Genomic DNA, 23,948 nt, shown 5'->3' on the forward strand with positions numbered 1-23,948 from the left:
TTATTCAAAAAAAGCAAAGCTTCTATTAAGTTAGAAACTTTGCTTTTTAATTTATTAATTATTCAACAACCAATTTTTCAATTCATCAAAATTATTATTCATTTCAACTTTATTTGATTGTTTCAATTTCAATTCTTCGACTTCTTTTGGATAGACAATTTTATCTCGTATTTCTTTCGGAAAAACTTCAGGAAATTTACATGGATGTGCCGTCGATAAAAACACCACCAATTCTTTTTCATCTTGTTTTTTCGCTTGATATTCCTTTGCCGCTAACCACGCAATCGACGTATGCGGACAAGCAATATAATTATATTGTTGATTAATTTCTACTATTGCATTTGTTGTTTCTACATCAGAATAAGATTTTGAAACCATTTTTGATTTTAATTGCTCCACATCTTGCTCAAAAAATTCCATCACACGAACCCAATTGCTCGGATTTCCTACATCCATTGCATTCGATAACGTTTGTACAGAAGGTTTTGGTTGATAATTTTCGGTTTTTAAAAACGACGGAACAGTATCATTCGCATTTGTAGCCGCAACAAATTGTTGAACTTCCAATCCTAATTTTGAAGCCAAAATACCTGCCGTAATATTCCCGAAATTTCCACTTGGAACAACAAAAGAAACTTTCTCAAAACCTTTTCTTTTTGCTTGGGCAAATGCCTCAAAATAATAGAAAGATTGCGGAATTAAACGAGCTATATTAATCGAATTTGCTGAGGTTAAATTTAGATTTTTCATTAAATCTTTATCTAAAAAAGCTTGCTTTACCAATGCTTGACAATCATCAAAAGTTCCTTCAATTTCTATCGCACGAATATTTTTTCCATTCGCTGTTAATTGCAATTCTTGTATCGGCGACACTCTTCCTTTTGGATATAAAATCGTTACTCGCGTTCCTTCTACTCCCAGAAAACCGAGTGCTACAGCGCCTCCTGTATCGCCAGAAGTTGCGACCAAAACATCTAACAATTGATTATCTTTTTTCGAATAATGTGCCATCACGCGACTCATAAATCTCGCTCCAAAATCCTTGAACGCAAAAGAAGGTCCGTGAAACAATTCCAAAACAGCTAAATCATCTTCTAAAAATACCAAAGGCGCAGGAAAATTGATTACCTCATCAATCAAATTATTAATCGTTTCTTCAGAAAAATCATCTTTTAATAAGTGATTTGTAACCTTTTTCGCAATCTCTTGAAATGAATAATTCTCGATCGAATTCATCCATTCATCATCTAATTTTTTCAATAACAAAGGCATATACAATCCTTTATCCTCTGGCAAAGATTGAAAAACGGCTTGTTTAAAATCGACTCTATTATTATGATTATTTGTACTGTATAATTCCATTTTTAGTGTTTTATGTAAGGCCCTTGTTGATTAATTTTAGAGATAAATGTTCAATTTCTTTTATTGTCAAAAAATCATTTAATTTTTTTGCGATATTTTCTGCATCCAATTTACTTTTAGATAACGCCATAACAGTTGGTCCAGAACCAGAAATTCCGAACGTTAATGCATTATTTTCGAGCGAAATACTTTTCATTTCATTAAAATATGGAATCAATAAAGAACGATTTGGTTCGATAATATCATCTTGCATCGAACGACCAATTTCTTCATAATCTTTCTCATAAAGCGCTGCAACCAAACTTGCAATATTCCCCCATTGTTTTATTGCTTTACTCAATTGTACTTTATCTTTAATTAATTTGCGCGCATCCTTTGTTGGCACTTCTACTTTTGAATAAATCAGTGTAACATATAAATTTTCTGGAACAGGCAAAGAACGCACCAAAAGCGGCTCGTAAGAAGGAATCAACGTAATTCCACCAAATAACGATGGCGCAACATTATCCGCATGAGCAGCGCCACAAGCCAATCGTTCGCCTTCCATACAATAAGGTAAAAGATCATTTTTAGAAAGTGGTTTTCCTAATAATTCATTTAATGCAAAAAGTCCAGCAACTGTACTCGCCGCACTTGAGCCTAAACCGCTTCCAATCGGCATTTTCTTGTGTAATTCTATCGATAATCCAAAAGAATCTTGTAAACCTAAATCACAAAATAATTTCCATGTCGAATGAGAAACTGTATTTTTCATTGCATCCAAAGGTAATTTCCCTTCGTCACCTGTAATTGTTCGAATTTCGATTCCTAATTTTTCTGTCTTTTTCATGATTACCTCATCACCTGGATAATCCACCGCAAAGCCCAAAATATCATATCCACAAATCATATTCGCAACTGTTGCAGGAGCAAAAACGTGTACTTTTTCTAAAAACTTCGCTTGATCAAGCTTATATTTATTTTCGATTGTTTGATTCATCTTTTATCGTATTGAACTTATGTTAACTAAATCTGCAAAAACGCCAGCCGCCGTAACTTCCGCGCCAGCTCCAGGACCTTTCACAACCAAAGGACGTTCCTTGTAACGTGCTGTTGTAAACGAAATAATGTTATCGCTTCCAGACAAGGCATAAAACGGATGTTGATTGTCAACCAATTCTAACGAAATGGATATTTTTCCATCTTCTAAAATCCCGATGTAACGAATTACTTTCTGTTCTGCTTCTGCTTGATGTTTTATCTTTTCGAAATAATCATTTTCGTTAACTAATTCTCTATAAAAATCTTCTACAGTTGTAGCTTCAAGACAAGATTTTGGCAAAATAGAATCAATTTTCACATCTGCTGCTTCCACTTCGTAACCATTGTCACGAGCAAGAATCAACATCTTTCGCATAAAATCTATTCCGCTCAAATCATCTCGAGGATCTGGCTCTGTATAACCTAATTCTTGCGCTTTTTTTACAACTTCGGCAAATGTATTTTCACCTTTAAAATGATTGAAGATATACGAAATTGTTCCTGATAAAATCGCTTCAATTTTTAGGATTTGATCTCCACTCATTCGCAAATCTTTCAACACGCTAATAATTGGTAAACCTGCTCCAACATTTGTTTCGTAAAGGAAATCAATCCCATATTTTCGAGCAGTTTCTTTCAAGTTCTTATATTCTTGATAAGAAGACGAATTCGCAATTTTATTACATGTTACAACCGAAATACTGCTTTCGAAAATTTGTTTATAATAATTTGGCAAATCAGAACTCGCAGTATTATCAACAAAAACACAATTTGGCAAATTATACTGTTTCATTTTTTGGATAAATTCATTCAAATCAGCTGATGAAGAAGAATTTTCTAATTCATTTTTCCAATTCGATAAATTGATTCCGTTTTCATTAAACATCATTTTTTTAGAATTTGATAATCCGACCAATTTTATTTCGATATCATTATTTTTCCTAAAAAATCTTTCTGTTTTTCTAATTGATTTAAAAATGTCGAACCAATATTTCCTACTCCAACATTGAAAACATGAATTGTTTTTTTCAAGTGATTAAAAAACGCATCATGCACGGCATTTAAAGCTTTTGACAAATCATTTTCGTTAATCACAACCGAAATATTATACTCCGAAGAACCTTGCGCAATTGCTCTAACATTGATTCCATTTCGTCCCAACGCATAAAATAACTTGCCCGAAACACCAACCGTTTTCTTCATATTTTCTCCAACAATTGCAATAATTCCGAGATTTTCTTCAACTTCAATTGGCTCCAACCATTTTGCCGCAATCTCTAGACAAAACTCTTCTTCAATTAATTGTTTCGCTTTTTCGACTTCATTATGATGAATCGCAAGCGTGATACTGTGCTCTGACGAAGATTGCGTAATCAACACAATGTTTATATGATGTTGCGCTAAAAGTGAAAAAAGTTTTCCGCTAAAACCCAATTTTCCGACCAAACCACTTCCTTTTATATTGACTAACGCAATATCTTTAATCGACGAAATTCCCTTGATTGGAAAATCTGTTGGTTGCGAATCAAACTGAATTTTTGTTCCTTCGAAATCTGGTTGAAATGTATTTTTAATTAAAATCGGAATTCGGAGTTTAAAAGCCGGAGCCATTGTAGGTGGATAAATCACTTTTGCACCGAAATACGACAATTCCATCGCTTCTGTATAGGATAAATTCTCTAACGAAAAAGCTTTGTTTACAAAACGAGGATCAGCCGTCATCATTCCATTTACATCTGTCCAAATTTCAATTTGTTCTACATGTAAAGCTGCACCAATCAAAGCCGCAGTATAATCAGAACCACCTCTTCCCAAAGTTGTCACTCGCCCTTCTTCATTCGCCGCAATAAATCCTGTAACAACCAATAATTTATCCGAATGACCTTTTGCTAATTGTTGAATATTCTGAAATGATTTTTCCTCAATAACATTCGCTTGACCAAAATTATGATCTGTCACAATATAATCTGATGCATTAACAGCTAATGAATCTCCAACGTACTCTTGCATTACTTTTGCGATTAATAAAGCGCTACATCTCTCACCGAAACTCAAAATCAGATCTTTTGTTTGAGGACTTAATTCTTTCAAAATTTCTACTCCTTCTAATAATGCTTCTAACTCATTCATCAACAATTTCAATTTTGTTAAAATCGGATTTTGATTTGGCACATCGATTAAAGCTTTTACAATTTCGAAATGTTTGTCTTGAAAAAGTTTTAAATCATTTTCATCAAAACTTCCTAATGAAGCTTCTTCGGACATTTTGGTTAATAAATTGGTCAAACCAGAAATAGCAGACACAACCAAAATAATCGAGTTATTTTGTTGCCTTTCTTGTTTAACAATTTCTACGACCGCGCGGATGCTTTCTACCGATCCGACTGATGTTCCTCCGAATTTTAAAACTTTCATAATTTAAATTTTGATCATAAAAAAAGCATCTTCCTTTTGAGAAGATGCTTTTGCATTATTTTTTTAGAATTAAATACATAACAAGACTCCTCTAAGTGTGAACACTAGAAGTCGTCGTAATTGAAATGATTGTATTTAATCCGTTTTGTTTCATTATTGATAACGAATATACAAACTTTTTCAATAAATCATTACGTATTTATTCTTTTTTTATATTTATTTCACCGAATCCTTTTTAACGGCCAAAGAATCTGACTGAGCAACTATAGGTTTTACATCACTTGCATAGCCAACAACAATTCCGTCTAACTTATCAATTTTTCTTACTTTAAACGTTTCTGTTCCTTCCGCTCCTTTAAAAGACACTTTATAAACTGCTTCGTAAACTGTTTTGTCACCATCTTCAAGAGGAGTCATTTTCTCAAAGTTGTAGACATCAACTGGTCCATATTGTTTAACCACCGCATTCAAATCATCCACATTTACGCCTTCTACTTTCGAAAAAAGTGAATCTGGTTTATCTGCTCTGTATTTGTAAACATCTAAAACTGCTTCTTTCACCTTATAATCTGGCAAATCTGATTTTTTATTACATGCTGTTAAAGCCAAAATACCGCCAACCATAAGTAATGCACTTGCTTTCATAATTCCTATTTTTTTGTGTTAATTGATTATAACTAATGTAAAAATAAATAAGATGAAAAACAAGTATTTTTATTGAAATCAAATAGATAGAAACAAAAAAGTCGATTCTGTTATAGAATCGACTTTTGAATATCTTTTATTGTAAAATGAATTTTACACTTCAAAATTCACATAAAAACCTTCATGACCTCGAACATTGAAAACAGTATTGTCTTCAAAAATCAAGTATTGACCTTTTATTCCTTTCAAAACACCTTCTATTTCTGGCGTTTTTTTCAAGTTTAATGATTTTACTTTTTCTGGATAAGATAAAACTGGATAGTCTAACTTCCAAACTTCTGGCTCATCAACCAAAAATTGTTGAAAATCAGGATTCACTTCATTTCTGATTTCGTGATACTTTTCGAACAAATTAATTTCTGGCACATCATTTTTCAACATTCTTTGCCAATTCGTTTTATCAGCAATAACATTTTTCAACGATACCTCTATCATTCCAGCTTCGTAACGGTTATCCGTTCGTGCAATAATAATAGCTTCTGATGCTCCTTGATCGATCCAACGTGTCGGCACTTGCGTTAAACGTGTTACACCAACTTTTATTCCCGATGAATTTGCCAAATACACAATATGCGGTTGCAATTCTAATTTCGTTTCAAACTCTAAATCACGTTGCGCAATTCCCAAATGTGCTGTTGAAAGTTCTGGATTGATGATACTTGGATTAGCTTCTGGAACTGTAAAAAAACAATTTTTACAATATCCCATCTGATAAATCTCTTTGTCCTCGTGACAGTTTAAACATTCGTAATGATCAAAGTTAATCTTGATTTTTTTTCCTAACAATTGATTCATAACGATAAAATCATCTTTGAAATTCCAATAATAATTGATTGGCGTTCCATTTTCAGTTGTCATTTTACGAATTTGTCCTTCAAACTGCATCTTGCTAAAAAAGTTTAATTAATTTTGTGTAAATCTACAAAACTTTTAGCGGATGGGAATAGTCAATAAGATTATGGAAATTATGATGCGTAGCCGAATGAATGTCATCGAGGAAAGCATCAAAAATCCAGTTGGTACGCAAGAACGTGTGTTATTTGAGAATATCAAAAAAGCCAAATCGACTATTTACGGAAAAGAATTTCATTTTGACGAAATCAAAACGACACAGAAATTTCAAGAGCAAGTTCCTGCGGTGCATTACGAGGATTTTCAACCTTATATTGAATTAGCGAGAAAAGGTGAAAAAGATGTCACTTGGTACGGAAAAATAAAGTGGTTTGCAAAATCTTCTGGAACAACAAATGCGAAAAGTAAGTTTATTCCGATTAGTAATGAATCCTTAGAAGATTGCCATTACGCAGCAGGAAAAACAATGTTTGCGTTGTACTTAAATGCTTATCCCGAAACGGATATTTTTATGCACAAAAACCTAAGAATTGGCGGAAGTAGTGAACTTTATCAAAAATATGATACGCGTTTTGGTGATTTATCAGCTATTTTGATTGATAATTTACCTTTTTATGCTGAGATGAAAAATATTCCGAATCGTGAGATTTCTTTAATGTCTGATTGGAATGTGAAGATGAATGCGATTATCAATGCAACAAAAAATGAAGATGTTGGTTCTTTAACTGGTGTTCCTTCATGGATGCTGGTTGTATTGAACAAATTATTAGCCGAAACCGGAAAGAATTATTTGGACGAATTATGGCCAAATCTCGAAGTGTTTTTTCATGGTGGAATCAGCTTCAAACCTTATGCAGAAAACTATAATTTAATCACCCAAAAAAAATTAAATTATTTCGAATTATATAATGCTTCCGAAGGTTTTTTTGGTATTCAGGATCAATTGCACAGCAAAGATTTATTGTTATTATTAGACAACGGAATCTTTTACGAATTTATTCCAATGGAAGAATTTGGTTCAGAAACTCAACGGTTTTTAACAATTGGAGAAGTTGAAGTTGGTAAAAATTATGCCATGGTGATTACAACAAATGGAGGTTTGTGGCGCTATATTATTGGTGATACGGTTCGTTTTACCTCAACTAATCCACATAGAATTGTTGTTTCTGGACGAACAAAACATTATATCAATGCATTTGGCGAAGAATTGATGATAGAAAATGCAGAAGAAGCTTTGAAACGTGCTTGTATGCAAACAAATTCAATTGTTTCTGAATATAGTGCTGGTCCAATTTTTATGCAAGGGAAAGAAAAAGGCGCGCATGAATGGGTAATCGAATTTGATAAAGAACCTGAAAATTTTGAGCAATTTATTGATTGTTTAGACAAAGGTTTGCAAGAAGTTAATTCAGATTACGAAGCAAAACGTTACAATAATATGACGCTTAATCGCCCAATTGTACATAAAGCTCGCAAAAAATTATTCATCGAATGGATGGCTTCTCGCGGTAAGTTAGGTGGACAAAATAAAGTTCCGAGGCTAGCAAACACACGCGAATTTATTGAACCATTAATTGAATTAAATAATCGATCATAATAAAAAAGAGAATCAATATGATTCTCTTTTTTTGTTTTATCTTACTCGAATTCGAATACTTGGATTGACTAAAACTTTTTTCAGTAATCCTTTCAATAAAATATTATCATTTACTCTACATGTAATTGTATTTCCATTTGAATAATCAACTTTGACTTCATAAGTTCCGTAGCCAAATTTTCGGATATCGATTTCTTTATCTGTACTAATAACACTAGTTGCACTACTATTCAATCCTTCAATTTTATACCATTTGTATGTTGTATAACTATTTCCATAGAATTTACTAGTTGATAAAATATAAGTTAATGGATTAGAACCATCTACTTTGTGATCAATCCAATCTGCTCCTAACCCTTCAAAAGCACCAGGATTATATGGATCATAGGTTATATTGTTATTGTTCTGATTCGCGATTGTACTTTGCTCACCAAAATGTAACAATTGACCAGATGCATTGATATCTTTTAGATTACCAAAATTAAAGTTAGTTGCCGAACCTGTAATATTCAAATTAGCTCTTGTTCCTGTAATGCTACTTTGCAGAAATGTAACCTCGCAAGGCGTTCCTCCTAAAATTAAATTTTCTACTGTTTGAGTTTTTGAAGCATCTAGAGTATAACTTTTACCAGAAGAAAATTCTAGATTTTTAATGTTATTAATTCCCTTTATACTTCCACTACCTCTAAAGGTAACAGCGTTAAAGCTTGTTGTCCCGTTTGTCGAATTAATGCTGGCATTTGCTCTACTTTCAAAAACCACATTATTGAACCACTGACCGTCATAAGTTGACAAACCATAACTTGCTGTTGTACTTCCTGTAAAAATTAGTTGAGAAGTCCCCGCATTTATCGTAACATAAGCAGAATTTGTATGAAAGTACGGAGAGTTGTTTGGTAAATAAAAATTTGATGAACCCATACTTATTGTTCTTGGTTTAGTACCTGAATTAGCATAAAATCGTCCATAAATTGTTACATCATTATTGTTGGTAATCCATGTACCTGCTTGATGGTACAACTCATATCCTATTTTATAGTTATCTAATAAGCTTATCGTATTTTCTTCTTCAAAATAAATAGTAACAGCGCTACTTCCAGATATCACATCATTACTTTTTATTGTTTTAGCTTCTCCTGTATGACGATAGAAAATTTTATTGAGATTAATTGTTCCCATTCCGTTCTGCCACTCACTAGATCCATAGATATTGATAGCCTGAGAGCCAGTTTGTGTCAATATTGGAGGAACTACACTTCCGGAGAATGTAATATTTCGAGTGTAAGAAGTATTGTCTACAGTTATAGTCTTGTTTGCGGATGTAAAACCAGAACCTTGATTAAAAATCGTATTATCTGATGGACCAGGAACACAATAACCTCCTATACCATTGCTACTCTGTGACCAATGCATTTTATCATTCCAATTACCAGATCCACCAACCCAATAAAGCTCCTGACCAGCTGTCTTAGGAAACTGCCATCCAGGATTGTTATTACCATTATCAATTGAATTTTGAGCAATAAATGTAGCACCTCCATTACCAGATATATCTTGCATAATAACACCAGATACATTAACAGTAACATTAGATGCAGCCTCAATTTTTGCCAAGCTTCCTGATTTGCTAGAATTAATTGTTAACCAGCCTCCACATTGTGGTGTTGAAGCTGATAATAAATTGGTTATAGTTTGGGTTGCCCCAGCAGGAAAACTGTAGTTTTTAGTTGGAGCTAAAATTAAGTTATAAAAATGATTGTTCCCATTGATTGTTCCATTCCCTTTAAATTCGACCTGATTAAAATATGCTGTCCCTGTTTGTGCGCTTATCGATCCAGCCGATGAAGAATTATCAAAGCTTACATTATAATATCGTTGATTTTCACCTGCTATAAGTCCATAACTATTGCTTGTTGTATTTGTAAAGTGTATATGTGATGTTCCTGCATTAATCGTGGTTAAGCTTGAGTTTGTTTGAAAATATGGAACGGTGTAGGGTAAATAGAAGTTTGAGCTGCCCATGTTTATTACCTTAGGTTTTGAACCATATATTGCATAAAATCGACCATTAATAGTAACTTGATGATTGTTAGTTGTCCATACTCCTGCCTGATGATAAAGTTCATAATTTACAATAAAATCGTCTAGCAAACTAATCGAATTTTCTTCTTCAAAATAAATACTTGAATTAGCTGTGCCTAGTTTTACACCATTACTTTTTATAGTTTTCGACTCTCCTGTATGACGGTAAAAAATATTTGACAAATTAATCGCTCCCATTCCTTCTTGCCATTCACTTGAACCGTAAATATTTAACGTTTGAGATCCATTTTCTGTTAACGTTGGTGGATTAGAACTATCAACAAAAGAAATATTGTGAGTATAAGACGTTTTATCTAAAGTGATTGTTTTATCGTTTAACGTAAATCCTGATCCTCTATCAGCAAATGTATTATCATTAGGACCAGGAGAACAGTAACCGCCAGTACCACCTGAGGTTTTGGACCAATGTGTTCTATCGTTCCAATTACCAGAACCACCAACCCAATATAAATCTTGCCCTACAGTTGAAGGAATTGTCCAACCAGTATTTATACCTTCTCCAATTGAATTATTAGCAATAAAATTAGCTCCTCCCGATGCTGTAATGTTTTTCAGAATAGTACCAGAAACAATTATACTTACATCAGAAGCTCCAACTATTTCAGTTGTTGTTCCGTAGCTATTAGATGATATATTAGACCATCCTTCGCAGGCTGGAGTGTTCACAGAAAATAAATTGGTAATCGTTTGTTTTTTATTAGCTTCAATAATATAATTTTTTGTAGGTGCAAAAATCAAAGCTTTAAATGTGTTATTCCCCGAAATACTTCCATTGCCCTTAAACTCAACCTGATTAAAATTTGCCGAACCTGATAAATTTATATTTGCTTGTTCTTCAAAAGTAACATTGTAAAAATTCTGTCCTTGATAAGCTGTTAAGCCATAGGTATTAGATATTACTTTTCCTGTAAAATAAATATGAGAAGTCCCAGCATTAATTGTTGTAGCAGCAAAGTTTGTATGAAAATAAGGAGTAGAAGTTGTTAAATAAATTTTAGAACTTCCAAATTCTATGGTTCTTGGTGTATTTCCTTGGTTCGCATAGAAACGTCCGTCTATCTTTATTTGATGACTGTTCGTGATCCACGTGCCAGCATTATGGTATAATTCGTAACCTACTTGAAAATCATCTAATAAACTTATTGAAGTTCTTTCTTCAAAAACAACAATCGAATTTGTTGATCCTGTAATTGTTCCATTACTTTTTATCGTCTTCGCCTCGCCTGTGTGACGATAATAAATTTTTGCAACATTAATCATTCCCATTCCTACTTGCCACTCACTCGAACCATAAATATTTAAAGTTTGAGTACCGATTTGTGTTAAAATTGGAACGATTGCACTCGCAGAAAAGGTTATATTATGACAATTCACTATATTGTCTATCGTTACCGTTTTACTTGAAGCTGAAAAACCTGAATTAATATCAAAAAAAACATTATCCGTTGGTCCTGGAACTACAGACGGTAAAGATACTCCTCCAGAAGTTGTTCGCCAATGGTTAATATCTGTCCAATTTCCGCTTCCTCCAACCCAATAATAATCAGCCGCAAAAGTAAAAATAGTGCATAGAAATGCTAGAAAACTTAAAATTTTCTTCATAAAAATAGCTTTAGAAATAGGATTATTTTACTTTAAATACAATATTCATAAATGTATTTTCAGTCACCATTGGGTTAGATAAAATAGAATATTTTAAAACCCCATTATCGTCCAAAGTAATTTTAGATGGATCAAAGACTTGATTATCAAAATACGTTACAAAGTATTCTAAATCTGTTTTGTTTAAGACTGGAATACTAGTTGCAGAAGGACTTTTTAATGCACTTTTTTTAACTCCACTAACATTTCCTGATAAATCAAATTGACTTTTATAAATTTCGAACAACTTTACATTAAACATAGAAGTAGCACTATCATACCAAATTATAGAAGACGAATCGGTTGAAACTCCTGCTATATCAGTTGGCAAAGCAATAGAAGGTGCATAGAAATAAGAAACAACTTTTTTATATCCTAAATTTAACGGTTCCCACTTTTTTGTCATATCACCAGACCAATACCATAATCCTAATGCATCAATATCAGGAGTTGTATTCGTCGAAATAGCATTTGCATAAACAAGTGTTCCTGCTTTTAAATCTGTTATAGACATCGCCTCTATTTGATTTCCACTCATCATTGGAAAAGCTACACCTGCTTTATCTCCACTTTTGTAATTTACATCGATAGCTACATCAAGTGTTGCATTTGGATTAGATGTACCTATACCTACTTGTGCTAACAAAATGTTCATAAAACAAAATGAAATTGCTAATAATAAATTGATTTTCATAAATTTTTTGGAAATTTTGCGCAAAGGTATTGTTTTATTTATCAATAAGCTACTGATAACTAATTTATACCATTAATTATACTCATTAAATCATTATTAAAGTTTAAATTTACTCTTAAGAGAAAAAATACCTATTAATGCGAAGTACGAATTTATCTGAACTTAAGTTCCACCAAATTGTGGAAAATAAGTTTCAAATTTACAACAGTCTCTTTATGAGTCTGCCCTACGAAAAAATGCAAAACATCGGATCATTGATCCCGTTTTTGTACGATGAAAGTCAAAAAGGTTTACCTGAAGGTAAATCGCCAAATGAAATCATCAACAATTTTTTTGAGAAATACACCGATTTAAAAACCGAACAAGAGCAAATCGATTTGATGTTTCGAATGATACAATACATCGAGCGACAAGTTGTTTTGTTTGATAGTATCGAAGATGCTGCATTTCCGTCATTACATTCCGAAAATGAAAAAGGAAGTTTGGAAAGCATTTACCATATTGCACAAGCGCAAGGTAAAATGGAGCAAGTAAAAACCAGAATCGAAGATTTTGTGACGAGAGTTGTTTTTACAGCACATCCAACGCAATTTTATCCGACAAATGTTCAACAAATTATTCAGGATTTACGCGATGCTATTCAACAAGATTCGGTAAGTAAAATTGATTTATTGTTGCAACAATTAGGAAAAACACCTTTCATCAACGAAGAAAAACCGACACCTTACGATGAAGCAGTTTCGATTATTTATTATTTACGAAATGTGTATTATCAGACAATTGGACGATTGTATAACGAAATCAATCAATTGTTTTTTACAGAAAGTCAACCACTCAAATCTCCTGTCATTCAATTAGGTTTTTGGCCTGGAGGCGATCGTGATGGAAATCCTTTCGTTACAGCAGAAATTACTTGGAAAGTTGCGAGTTTATTGCGAACAAGTATCTTAAAAAATTATTACAATCATCTAAAAATTGTTCAAAGACGATTAACGTTCAAACATGTTACAGAGCCTTTAAAAACGTTGAGCAATTTGATTTACGAAAATATGTTCAATGAAAATGGAACGATTACAATTGATGAAATCAAAACGCGCTTACAAACGATTCGTACAATTTTAATTGAACAACACAATGGTGTTTTCTTAGATATTTTAGATGATTTTATCACACGTGTTGATATTTTCGGATTGCATTTTGCTTCTTTGGATATTCGTCAAGATTCGCGTGTTCATCAAAAAGTAATTAATCAAATTGTTGAAAAATATACTGGAATTAATCTGAAAGATTTAAACGAACCAGAACAAATCGAATTGTTAACAAATCCGTCTTTTACAGCTAAACCAGAAGATTTTGAAGATGATATTGTGATTGATACGATCAAAAATGTTTATCAATTAAAAACGATTCAACAACGAAACGGTGAATTAGGTGTTAACCGATACATTATTTCAAATTCTGAAACCATTTTCGATGTCTTAAATGTTTATGCTTTATTCAAATTTTGTGGTTACAAAGATGACGAAATCAAGTTTGATATTATGCCACTTTTCGAGACGATTAGAGGTTTAGATGGTGCTGAAAATACGATGAATAAATTGTATAATTTACCTATTTATGCACAACATTTAGAACGTAGAAAACAACGTCAATCGATTATGTTAGGCTTTTCGGACGGAACAAAAGATGGCGGTTACATCAAAGCGAATTGGGAAATTTATCGCACCAAAGAAATCCTTTCGAATGTTTCGGATAAAAATCAAATCGAAGTTATTTTCTTTGATGGTCGTGGTGGACCTCCTGCGCGTGGTGGTGGAAAAACGCACGAATTTTACGCTTCTCAAGGAAAAACAATTGCGAATCACGAAATTCAAATTACAATTCAAGGACAAACAATTACGTCGAATTATGGAACAATGCCGCAGGCAAAATATAATTTTGAACAATTGTACACGGCTGGAATTATTTCGGATGTTTTCTCGACAAGCACAAGTCAGATTTCACCTGATGAGCGAATTTTGATTGATAAATTAGCCACAATTAGTTATCAGAAATACGAAGATTTGAAAGCGCATCCTTCATTTTTACCTTATTTGGAAAATATGAGTACGCTTAACTATTATGGGAAAACGAATATCGGAAGCCGTCCGAGTAAACGAGGTGGTGATAAAAAATTAGAGTTCGATGACTTGCGTGCTATTCCATTTGTGGGTTCTTGGAGTCAATTAAAACAAAATGTTCCAGGATATTTTGGTGTTGGAACGGCTATAAATGAATTGAAAAAACAAGGTCATTTAGAGGATGTAAAAGATTTATTCAAAAACTCGAGCTTCTTCAAAACCTTGATTCAAAATAGTATGATGTCGATGGAAAAAACTTATTTTCCATTAACTTCTTATATGAAAGATGATCCTGAATATGGTGAATTTTGGAATATTTTGCATGATGAATTTGAATTATCAAAAGCATTATGTTTAGAAATTTCGGGTTACACAGAATTGATGCAAGACGAACCATTGAACAAATCTTCGGTACAAATGCGCGAAAAAATTGTGTTACCATTATTAACGATTCAACAATTTTCGTTGAACAAAATTCATCACGAAAGTGAGTTCAAATCAGTCTATGAGCAAATTGTGATGCGTTCGTTATTCGGAAATATTAATGCGAGTCGAAATTCGGCTTAATTTTCAGAATATCTTAATACCTTCGCAACGATGGAAAAGATTATTTTAGGGATTGATCCTGGAACAATGGTGATGGGTTTTGGTTTGATTGAAGTCAAAAACAACAAAATAAAGTTGATTACTTTAGACGAATTGTTGTTGCATAAACTTCCGAACCAACAAACGAAATTGAAAAAGATTTTCGAAAAAACTTTAGCCATTATCGACCAATATCATCCTGATGAATTAGCCATTGAAGCGCAGTTTTTTGGCGTTAATGTTCAGTCTATGTTAAAACTTGGACGTGCACAAGGCGTTTGTATTGCCGCTTGCCTGCATCGCGATATGCCTGTGGTAGAATATGCGCCAAAAAAAATTAAGATGGCGATTACTGGAAACGGAAATGCATCAAAAGAACAAGTTGCAGGCATGTTACAACATTTACTTGGATTGAAAGAAATTCCGAAACGTTTGGATGCCACAGATGGTCTTGCCGTTGCGGTTTGTCATTATCTAAATTCGGGTAAAACAACTGGAACATCAAGTTCTTATTCGAGTTGGGATGCCTTTGTAAAAAATAATCCGAATCGAACAAAATAAAATATATTTGTAGCAGAATTAGCAACCTAATTCATAAAACATAAAACACATCAAATGAAAAAATATTTAATCGCTGCCTCAGTTTGTGCAACAGTTTTCTCTTCAGTGTTATTTTCTTGTAAAGATTCTACAGGAAAAAACAATACTGCAATCACTGAAATTGTTTCGAAGATTGAACAAAATAAATACAAAATTGGCGACAAAATCGATATTCCTTTAACTAATTTGGATGGAATTACGAAAGTTGTAGTTTCGGTGGATGGACAAGAAGTTCCTGCTGATTTTACGATTGACGGAAAAACAATTGGATTAGGAAATCATACGGTTAATTTGAAATTCTTCAAAGGAGAAGAAGAAACAAATTCGCGCGATTTTACGTTTGTGGTTTATGCAAATGAGCCAGCTGCGCAATGGAATTATGAAATTGTAGGAACTTATCCACATAATCCAGATTATTTTACGCAAGGTTTTTATTTCAAAAACGGAAATATTTTCGAAGGAACTGGACTTCGCGGAGGAAAAACACGTTTGATTGAATATAAATTGGGTGCAACTGAGCCTACAAAATTATATCAAATTAAAGACGATGTTTTTGGAGAAGGAATTACAGAACTGAATGGTTTTATTTATCAATTAACATGGCAAGATCGTGTGATTTATAAATATGATTTAAACTTTAATCAAGTTGAAAAATTTGATATGCCAGCTCAAATTATCGAAGGTTGGGGAATTACTACTATTGGTAAAGAATTAGCTGTAACAGAAGGCTCACAACGTATTCATTTCTTCGATGAGAAATTTAACTACCTTAGAACTGTTCAAGCTTTTGATAGCACGCAACCATATAGTTATTTGAATGAAATTGAGTATCACGATGGTTTAATTTATGCAAATGTTTACCTAAAATCTGGACATGCAGATAACAGTAATATTGTGGTAATTGATCCGCAAACTGGCGCTGTAAAAGCTGAGTTCAATTTTGCTGAATTGAAAGGAAAACAAGGAAATCCACAAGCACAAGAATTGAACGGAATCGCTTTCAAAGACAACGGAAATATGTTATTAACAGGTAAAAACTGGGACAAAATCTTTGAAATTAAGATTAAGAAGTAGAATCTTATGCGATTAACCAGACCCAAAATAATAGGAACATTGAAGATGGTGAAGAAATAATCGAAAAGATAAAAAATACAAAAGCTGGAGAAACAATTTTTTTCTAAGTAAAAAAGCAAAAAGCTCGACCTGCAAAATCGAGCTTTTCTTTTCAAAAATCATCTAAAAAATTATAAGTAAAAATTTTTAGCTATAAAGATCTATAACCAAAATTGATCTTTCCAATCTGTATTAGTTAAAAGAGAATTAAATTGTTCTTTAATTACTTTTAACTTTTTTTGTGTTGCATTTTTCTCAAATTCAGGAAACATTTGTTTCTCCTCAAATCTGATATGCAAATCCAATTCTTCTTCGATATAAATCAAACTTTTCATCGGATTTTTTGCATCTATTTTGAACAGGCGTCTCAAACGTCTATGTTCTTTCAATGCTCTTTTTACCAAGTAATGATCTTCATCCAAAAGCGAAAACAAGTAATTCTCTTCTATCTCAAATTTTTTGAATAACACTTTTTCCCCATACCAATTTACATAATCAACAATTCGTTGAATATCGACTCCTTTATCTATTCCAGCACGAATATTCCAACAAAAAAATAATGTCTTATGATGTCTTTCGCACGCTTCATTTAGATTTACTGTTACAGTATAACTCATATGAGAAGCAGTTGTTTGAGGAAGTTCTATTAATAGGTTCATTGTTGTAATTTTTTAATTCGGATAATCGGATATTTTTATCTTATTTTTAATCAAATTTTTTTAATGCTTAAGAAAAGCAATTCCTTTCTCAAGATCATCAATCAAATTAAACATCGATGTCTTTTCTAGCATTCCTCGCAAATCATTACGAATTGCAAAAACACGGCTATGTAAAGCACAAGGTTTGTTAGCATCGCATTCTACTAAACCTAAAATGCAACTGTGATAAAGACCATCTCCGTCAATCGCTTTGATGATATTCACTAATTTGATATCTTCTAAATGCGCTGCATCCATTTGGAAACCTCCCATTTTTCCTTTGACAGATGAAATCACATTTGCTTTAACTAATTGTTGAAGAATTTTGGCTGTGTAAGCTTCTGGAGAATTAATCGAATTTGCAATTTGTTTTAAATTGACTCTCTTTCCTTCTACAGATTCTTGTGCAATAAACACACAAGCCTTAATTCCATATTCGCACGCTTTAGAAAACATTAATTTCTTTTATTCATTATAAATTATGAAGCAAATATACAACTAATTTTAATTCGGACAAATTTATCTTATTAAATTTTTAAAAATAAAAAAACCACTCAAAATTGAGTGGTTTAATGTTATCTGAAAAGAAAATTTCTTAATCTTCGTCTTCGTCTTGATCAGCATCCTTAACAGCGTTACGAGAAGTACGAATAGCTACTACTACTGCGTTATCTGGATGTGCGAATGTGTAGTTATCATTTTTCAATGTTTCTACATACATTTTGTGACCAATTCTCATTGGAGTGATATCGATTTCGATTTCGTCTGGTAAGTTAGCTGGAATAGCACGAACTTTTAATTTACGCATGTTGAAACGTAAAACCCCACCAGCTACTAAACCACGAGCACGTCCTACTAAACGAACTGGAACTTCCATTGTTACTGGTTTGTCCTCATTTAATTGGTAAAAATCTACGTGTAAGATTTTATCCGTTACTGGGTGAAATTGGATATCTTGTAAAATTGCTTGAATTTTAGCTCCATCAGCTAACTCGATAGTTGCTGTATGAGCATCTGGAGTGTAAACTAATGATTTGAATGCTTTTTCATCAGCTGAAAAGTGGATAGGCTCTCCAGAACCGTAAACCACACAAGGTACTTGTTCAGCATTACGTAGGTTACGTGTAGCCACTTTACCTAAGTCTTCTCTTTTTACACCTTGAATTGTAATTGACTTCATAATAATATGTATATAATAAAAATAATTTAATTTTAAGTTAAATCATTAGATAACAAAACGTTGGCTAATAGATTTATTGCTATGTACTAAATGCATAACATCAGCAAAAAGCGGAGCGCAAGATAATACTTTTATTTTAGATACGGAAGTATTTTTTAATGGAATACTATCAGTTATAGCAATTTCCGTTAACAAAGAGTTATCAAGACGCTCGTAAGCTGGTCCAGATAAAACTCCGTGCGTTGCAATTGCGCGAACAGATTTTGCTCCTTTTTCCATAATCAATTCAGCAGCTTTAGCAAGTGTACCCGCTGTATCAATCATGTCATCCACTAAAATAACGTTTTTACCTTCAACCTCACCGATTAACATCATGCTATCAACTTGGTTCGCAACTTTACGTTCTTTGTGACAAATTACGATATCTGCATTAAGGTATTTAGCATATGTATTTGCACGTTTAGCACCACCCATGTCTGGAGAAGCGATACAAATATTATCTAAACCTAAACCTTTGATATATTCAACGAAAATTGTTGAAGCGAATAAATGATCAACAGGAACTTCAAAAAATCCTTGTATTTGATCGGCATGTAAATCCATAGTCATTACACGAGTTGCTCCAGCTGTCATTAACATTTTTGCAACTAATTTTGCTCCAATTGGCACACGTGGTGCATCCTTACGATCTTGACGAGCAAAACCAAAATAAGGAATAACAACTGTAATACTTTTAGCAGATGCACGTTTTGCGGCATCACACATTAAAAGTAATTCCATCAAATTGTCTGTTGGTTGCATTGTAGAACCAATTAAGAAAACGCGAGCACCGCGAATTGGTTGTTCAAAAGCTGGCACAAATTCGCCATCGCTAAACTCTACAATTTTAGATTTACCAAGTTCTTGACCATATTGATCGGCAATTTTTTGTGCTAATTCTAATGATCCTCTGGTTGAAAAAAGAAATGCTGATTGTTCCATTGTTTGTTTTGGGAAATATTTGTGCAAAAATAATTTAAATGATTTGAAAATGATATAAGAAAACTAAAAATTAATTTCGGCACAATTATTGAAGGACTTCTAAAACAAGTTAAAATAATCATAAAGAACAATCATGACTTTCGTTAGTTATAGGGTTTTTTAACAGTTTTTATTGATTTGGTTTTAAGTATTTATATAATTTTGTAATTAAATATTTCCTCATGAAAAAGATTTCATACCTATTAAGTGTAATTGGATTAGGGATTTTTGCTCACGCGCAAGAAACTACTGAAACAGTTAACAACGATTACAACAAATGGTCTATCGAGGCCAATGGAGGTGCAGTAAAAGCAAGAAAAGCATTCGCTCCAGGTTATTATTCAGAAACACCAAGTTTTTTCCATGCTGATTTTGGTGTACGTTATATGTTCAACCCAAAATTTGGTTTAAAATTAGACGGTGGATATGATCGTATCAAAGAAGGTGAAGATGTAGCTCGTTTCCGTTCTAATTATTACCGTGTAGATTTACAAGGGGTTGCAAACTTAGGACGAATCATGAATTTTGAAACATGGACAAATAGAATTGGATTATTAGCTCATGGTGGTGCAGGTTACTCTTGGATGAATAATGATGCGACAAAAGGTGCTGATGGTAAAGTTTTCGACGACAATGATAACATGGTAAATGTTATGGTTGGTTTAACTCCACAATTAAGATTAACTGATCGTGTTGTTTTAACAGGAGATGTATCTTACGTAAGAAATATTCGTCAAAATGTAACATTTGATGGAACAGCTAACACTTCAGGTTCAGGATTTGGAGGTGAAATTTGGAATGCTACTTTAGGTTTAACTTTCTACTTAGGTAAAAACCAAAAACATGCTGACTGGGTTTACGAACCAACTCGTTCTGACTTAGAAGATCGTATTTCTAACATCGAACAAATGTTAAAAGATACTGATGGTGATGGTGTTGCTGATTACTTAGATCAAGAACCAGATTCAGCTCCAGGTGCTGTTGTTGACACTCACGGTGTTACAATTGACCACAATGGAAACGGAATTCCAGATAATATTGAAGAATACATTAAACAAAATGCAGGAGGAAATACAACTATCGTTAACGATGCTGATTTCTTAGAGCAAATGATTAACTCTGGTATTATCAACGTTTACTTTGATTACAATTCTGATAAACCATACCAACAATCTGTAGGAGGTATCAAATTTGTATCTGAGTACTTAAAAGCTAAACCAAATGCTCAAATTGAGATTTTAGGTTATGCTGATCCAGTAGGAGGTGATGCTTTCAATAAAGATTTATCTCGTAGAAGAGCAGAAAATGTAAAAGCTATTTTAGTTAGTCAAGGAGCAAGTGCTTCTCAATTAACTACAGTTGGTGAAGGTAAAGATAATGAGTTCAAAAACTCTCAAGTTTCTTCTCATCAATTAGCAAGAAGAGTTGTTTTCAGAGTAAAATAATTTTTTCTTTATTAAGATATTAATCAGGGGTAGATTTTTCCAGTTTTTGGAGTCTCTATTCCTGATTTTTTTATTATCTTTATCACCACTTAAATTACTAAAATATTGAATCCTTTTAACCAACACTTTAATGCTCCTAGATGGGTAGTATTAGTGCTAGACATACTTATAGTTTTCTTTAGCTATGTAATAACCAATTTTATACTTAATAGCTTTCTAAATTCTTTTAGTTTAGAAGAATTATTATTTAAATTACCATTTGTTGTAGCAGTTTATACTATATGTTTTTTGTATTTTAAAACATATAAAGGTATTGTAAAAAAAACTGGGCTAAAAGATGCCGAAAATGTTTTTGTTTCTAATACAACTGCTTTTCTGATTCTTTTCTTCGTCTCTTTTATCTATAGACAATTTATTGAATCTAATATTTCCGAAAACACTATTATTTCATATGTTTTCAGAATGTCTTACTCTGTTATTTTTGTTCATTTATTCATTTCGACCGTAGTGATGGTTATTGCCAGATTATATTACAAATGGATTTATAATTATTTTTTCTCAAAAAATAAAGAACAACAAAAAATATTGATTTACGGAGCTGGAGATTCCGGATTAATTACTCGAGATATTTTACAAAATGACACCCAGTTTAATTATAAAGTTGTAGGTTTTATTGATGATAAACCTTCTAAAATTGGAACGTTTATAGATGGTGTAAAAATTTATTCTATAAATGATATTGATGATAAATTCATTGAACGAAATGATATTACAGAAATCATTATTTCTATTCAAAATATTAAAACGAATCAATTATTAAATCTATCCAAATCATTAGAAGATTTGAATGTTAATATAAAAATAATTCCGCCTATTTCTAATTGGATTGATGGAACATATAAACCTGCTCAAATCAAACAATTAAAAATTGAAGATTTATTAGGTCGTGAATCTATCAAACTAAAAAACCCAATCATTAACGAAAATATCAAGGATAAAGTTGTACTTGTAACAGGAGCTGCTGGATCTATCGGAAGCGAAATTTCAAGACAAATTGCAATGATGGATTTTGATCAACTAATTTTAATTGATCAAGCAGAATCAGCTCTTTACGATATTCAACAATCTTTGAAGAATGAAATTTCTGAAGAAAAACAAAATAGAATAGATTATATCGTTTCGAGTGTCAGAGATCGAAAGAGAATGCTAAGTCTTTTTGATAAATATCATCCACAAATTATTTTTCATGCAGCTGCATATAAGCATGTTCCGTTGATGGAAAAATTTCCTTATGAGGCTATCAACACAAATATTTATGGAACAAAAATAATTGCTGATTTAGCAAATGAATTTGGTGCTGAAAAGTTTGTAATGGTTTCTACTGATAAAGCTGTAAATCCTACAAACGTGATGGGCGCAACTAAACGAGTTGCCGAAATTTATGTAAATTGTACAAATGAAATTTCTAAAACTAATTATATTGTCACACGATTTGGTAATGTGTTAGGATCTAATGGATCTGTAATACCTTTATTCAAGCGTCAATTGGAAAACGGAGGTCCATTAACTGTAACTCATCCTGATATTACACGTTTTTTTATGACAATACCAGAAGCGTGTCAGTTAGTACTTGAAGCAGCAATAATGGGAAAAGGTGGCGAGATTTTTGTATTTGATATGGGCGAGTCTATGAAGATTATTGATCTTGCTAAAAGGATGATTAGACTTAGTGGTTTTAAATATCCTGAAGAAATTGATATAAAAATTGTAGGTTTACGTCCAGGTGAAAAAATTTATGAAGAATTATTAGCCAATGATGAAAATACAGTTAAAACACATCATGAAAAAATAATGATTGCTAAAGTAAATACTTCAAAATGTCAAGATAATAAAAAGTTGATTGAAGAGTTATGCTCAATGTCTTCAACTATAGAAAAACATGAACAAGTCATGCATTTAGTAGCTAAAATAAAAGAGATAGTACCAGAATTTAAATCACAAAACTCAGAATTTGAAAAACTTGATAATCTAATTTATGAAAAATAAAATTTTTAATCTTTTAATTGTAATAGTTATACTCACTATTTCTTCTTGTGCATCAAAAAAAGAATTAGTCTACTTTCAAGGAGATCAACAATCTACTACAAAATACGAAGAATATATTCCTAAAATTCAATCTTCTGATATGCTAGCAATCAGTGTGAGTGCTGCTGATATAAAAGCTACAGAACCTTTTAATCAACAAAGTGTTTATCAAGTAAATTCTGGAATGCAAAATAATCCTTATGCTAAGGTTTATACTGTTGATGAAAATGGTTATATCAACTATCCGTTAATAGGAAATGTGAAAGTAGGTGGATTGACTAGAACAGAAGCAGAAAATGAATTAAAATCAAAAATCTCAAAATATATCGTTAATCCTGGGGTAAATATTAATTTTACAAATTTTAGAATTAGTGTTTTAGGAGAAGTTGCTAAACCTGGTAATTTTACAATTCCGAGTGAAAGAGTAAGTATACTTGATGCTTTAGGTATGGCTGGTGATTTAACTATTAATGGTGTTAGAAGTAATATTATGGTTATTCGTGAACAAAACGGACAAAAACAAACGTATAATGTCGATTTAACATCCAAAGAAATACTAAACTCTCCTGTTTATTATTTAGCCCAAAATGATGTTATTTATGTAGAACCAAATAGTGCTAAAATTTCATCATCTAAATTTACACCAAACTATTCATTATGGATATCTGTTGCTGGTGTTATAATATCTGTAATTGCTGTTATTTCTAAATAAA

At 32.4% G+C, this 23,948-nt stretch carries 19 protein-coding genes; 7 read left to right on the plus strand and 12 right to left on the minus strand.

Annotation, left to right across the window (positions count from 1 at the left end):
• Window positions 1–54: 54 nt before the first annotated feature.
• From thrC to B4A23_RS16245, 6 genes are all read right to left on the minus strand, one after another.
• Complete coding sequence (thrC, locus tag B4A23_RS16220; protein ID WP_291121430.1) at window positions 55–1,362, minus strand: threonine synthase; 1,308 nt, start codon at window positions 1,360–1,362, stop codon at window positions 55–57.
• A 10-nt stretch (window positions 1,363–1,372) separates the two neighbouring features.
• Window positions 1,373–2,341, minus strand: a complete 969-nt coding sequence (locus B4A23_RS16225) for a homoserine kinase (protein ID WP_291121433.1) — start codon at window positions 2,339–2,341, stop codon at window positions 1,373–1,375.
• A 3-nt stretch (window positions 2,342–2,344) separates the two neighbouring features.
• Window positions 2,345–3,271 (minus strand): hypothetical protein, encoded by a 927-nt coding sequence (locus B4A23_RS16230; protein WP_291121435.1) that lies wholly within the window; start codon window positions 3,269–3,271, stop codon window positions 2,345–2,347.
• Window positions 3,272–3,300: 29 nt separating this feature from the next.
• The gene (locus B4A23_RS16235; protein ID WP_291121437.1) at window positions 3,301–4,797 is read right to left on the minus strand and encodes an aspartate kinase; all 1,497 of its coding nucleotides are present in this window, start codon (window positions 4,795–4,797) and stop codon (window positions 3,301–3,303) included.
• 216 nt (window positions 4,798–5,013) lie between these two features.
• Window positions 5,014–5,442 carry a hypothetical protein gene (locus B4A23_RS16240; protein ID WP_125348889.1) on the minus strand — a complete coding sequence of 143 codons (429 nt, stop codon included), beginning with the start codon at window positions 5,440–5,442 and terminating at the stop codon, window positions 5,014–5,016.
• Window positions 5,443–5,595: 153 nt separating this feature from the next.
• Window positions 5,596–6,387, minus strand: a complete 792-nt coding sequence (locus B4A23_RS16245) for a DUF2797 domain-containing protein (RefSeq protein ID WP_291121439.1) — start codon at window positions 6,385–6,387, stop codon at window positions 5,596–5,598.
• 52 nt (window positions 6,388–6,439) lie between these two features.
• Between B4A23_RS16245 and B4A23_RS16250 the strand changes: the two genes are divergently transcribed.
• Window positions 6,440–7,951 carry a GH3 auxin-responsive promoter family protein gene (locus tag B4A23_RS16250; RefSeq protein WP_291121442.1) on the plus strand — a complete coding sequence of 504 codons (1,512 nt, stop codon included), beginning with the start codon at window positions 6,440–6,442 and terminating at the stop codon, window positions 7,949–7,951.
• Between the two features lie 36 nt (window positions 7,952–7,987).
• Here the strand turns inward: B4A23_RS16250 and B4A23_RS16255 are convergent, their stop codons facing one another.
• Both B4A23_RS16255 and B4A23_RS16260 read right to left on the minus strand, forming a co-directional pair.
• Window positions 7,988–11,656 (minus strand): hypothetical protein, encoded by a 3,669-nt coding sequence (locus B4A23_RS16255; protein WP_291121445.1) that lies wholly within the window; start codon window positions 11,654–11,656, stop codon window positions 7,988–7,990.
• A 22-nt stretch (window positions 11,657–11,678) separates the two neighbouring features.
• Window positions 11,679–12,389: a hypothetical protein gene (locus tag B4A23_RS16260; RefSeq protein WP_291121447.1), complete on the minus strand. Its 711-nt coding sequence runs from the start codon at window positions 12,387–12,389 to the stop codon at window positions 11,679–11,681.
• Between the two features lie 215 nt (window positions 12,390–12,604).
• On the opposite strand from B4A23_RS16260, the gene B4A23_RS16265 reads away from it, so the two are divergent.
• Genes B4A23_RS16265 through B4A23_RS16275 form a run of 3 tightly spaced genes read left to right on the plus strand, consistent with a single transcriptional unit; the run spans window position 12,605 to window position 16,768 of the window.
• Window positions 12,605–15,076: a phosphoenolpyruvate carboxylase gene (locus B4A23_RS16265; RefSeq protein WP_291121450.1), complete on the plus strand. Its 2,472-nt coding sequence runs from the start codon at window positions 12,605–12,607 to the stop codon at window positions 15,074–15,076.
• 30 nt (window positions 15,077–15,106) lie between these two features.
• On the plus strand, window positions 15,107–15,655 hold the full coding sequence (ruvC, locus tag B4A23_RS16270) for a crossover junction endodeoxyribonuclease RuvC (RefSeq protein WP_038336282.1): 549 nt from the start codon (window positions 15,107–15,109) through the stop codon (window positions 15,653–15,655).
• Window positions 15,656–15,709: 54 nt separating this feature from the next.
• Complete coding sequence (locus tag B4A23_RS16275; RefSeq protein ID WP_291121453.1) at window positions 15,710–16,768, plus strand: glutaminyl-peptide cyclotransferase; 1,059 nt, start codon at window positions 15,710–15,712, stop codon at window positions 16,766–16,768.
• Window positions 16,769–16,968: 200 nt separating this feature from the next.
• Here B4A23_RS16275 and B4A23_RS16280 read toward each other — a convergent pair whose 3' ends face one another.
• From B4A23_RS16280 to B4A23_RS16295, 4 genes are all read right to left on the minus strand, one after another.
• Window positions 16,969–17,466 carry a hemerythrin domain-containing protein gene (locus B4A23_RS16280; RefSeq protein ID WP_052217884.1) on the minus strand — a complete coding sequence of 166 codons (498 nt, stop codon included), beginning with the start codon at window positions 17,464–17,466 and terminating at the stop codon, window positions 16,969–16,971.
• A gap of 60 nt (window positions 17,467–17,526) precedes the next feature.
• Window positions 17,527–17,961 carry an RrF2 family transcriptional regulator gene (locus B4A23_RS16285; protein ID WP_038336279.1) on the minus strand — a complete coding sequence of 145 codons (435 nt, stop codon included), beginning with the start codon at window positions 17,959–17,961 and terminating at the stop codon, window positions 17,527–17,529.
• Between the two features lie 139 nt (window positions 17,962–18,100).
• Entirely contained in the window at window positions 18,101–18,685 is a 585-nt protein-coding gene (locus tag B4A23_RS16290) for a 50S ribosomal protein L25/general stress protein Ctc (protein WP_038336278.1), read from the minus strand.
• A gap of 45 nt (window positions 18,686–18,730) precedes the next feature.
• The gene (locus B4A23_RS16295) at window positions 18,731–19,666 is read right to left on the minus strand and encodes a ribose-phosphate pyrophosphokinase (RefSeq protein WP_038336277.1); all 936 of its coding nucleotides are present in this window, start codon (window positions 19,664–19,666) and stop codon (window positions 18,731–18,733) included.
• A gap of 221 nt (window positions 19,667–19,887) precedes the next feature.
• On the opposite strand from B4A23_RS16295, the gene B4A23_RS16300 reads away from it, so the two are divergent.
• The 3 genes from B4A23_RS16300 (at window position 19,888) to B4A23_RS16310 (ending at window position 23,947) form a co-directional block, all read left to right on the plus strand.
• A complete protein-coding gene (locus tag B4A23_RS16300) occupies window positions 19,888–21,150 on the plus strand; it encodes an OmpA family protein (RefSeq protein WP_286486836.1) in 1,263 nt (420 codons plus the stop codon).
• A gap of 105 nt (window positions 21,151–21,255) precedes the next feature.
• On the plus strand, window positions 21,256–23,196 hold the full coding sequence (locus B4A23_RS16305; protein ID WP_291121457.1) for a polysaccharide biosynthesis protein: 1,941 nt from the start codon (window positions 21,256–21,258) through the stop codon (window positions 23,194–23,196).
• The gene (locus B4A23_RS16310) at window positions 23,186–23,947 is read left to right on the plus strand and encodes a polysaccharide biosynthesis/export family protein (RefSeq protein ID WP_286513759.1); all 762 of its coding nucleotides are present in this window, start codon (window positions 23,186–23,188) and stop codon (window positions 23,945–23,947) included. The genes B4A23_RS16305 and B4A23_RS16310 overlap by 11 nt, the downstream gene beginning before the upstream one ends.
• Window position 23,948 lies beyond the last annotated feature (1 nt).

It is taken from the genome of Empedobacter sp. UBA7248, from assembly GCF_002472945.1.
Taxonomy (GTDB): Bacteria; Bacteroidota; Bacteroidia; order Flavobacteriales; family Weeksellaceae; genus Empedobacter; species Empedobacter falsenii_C.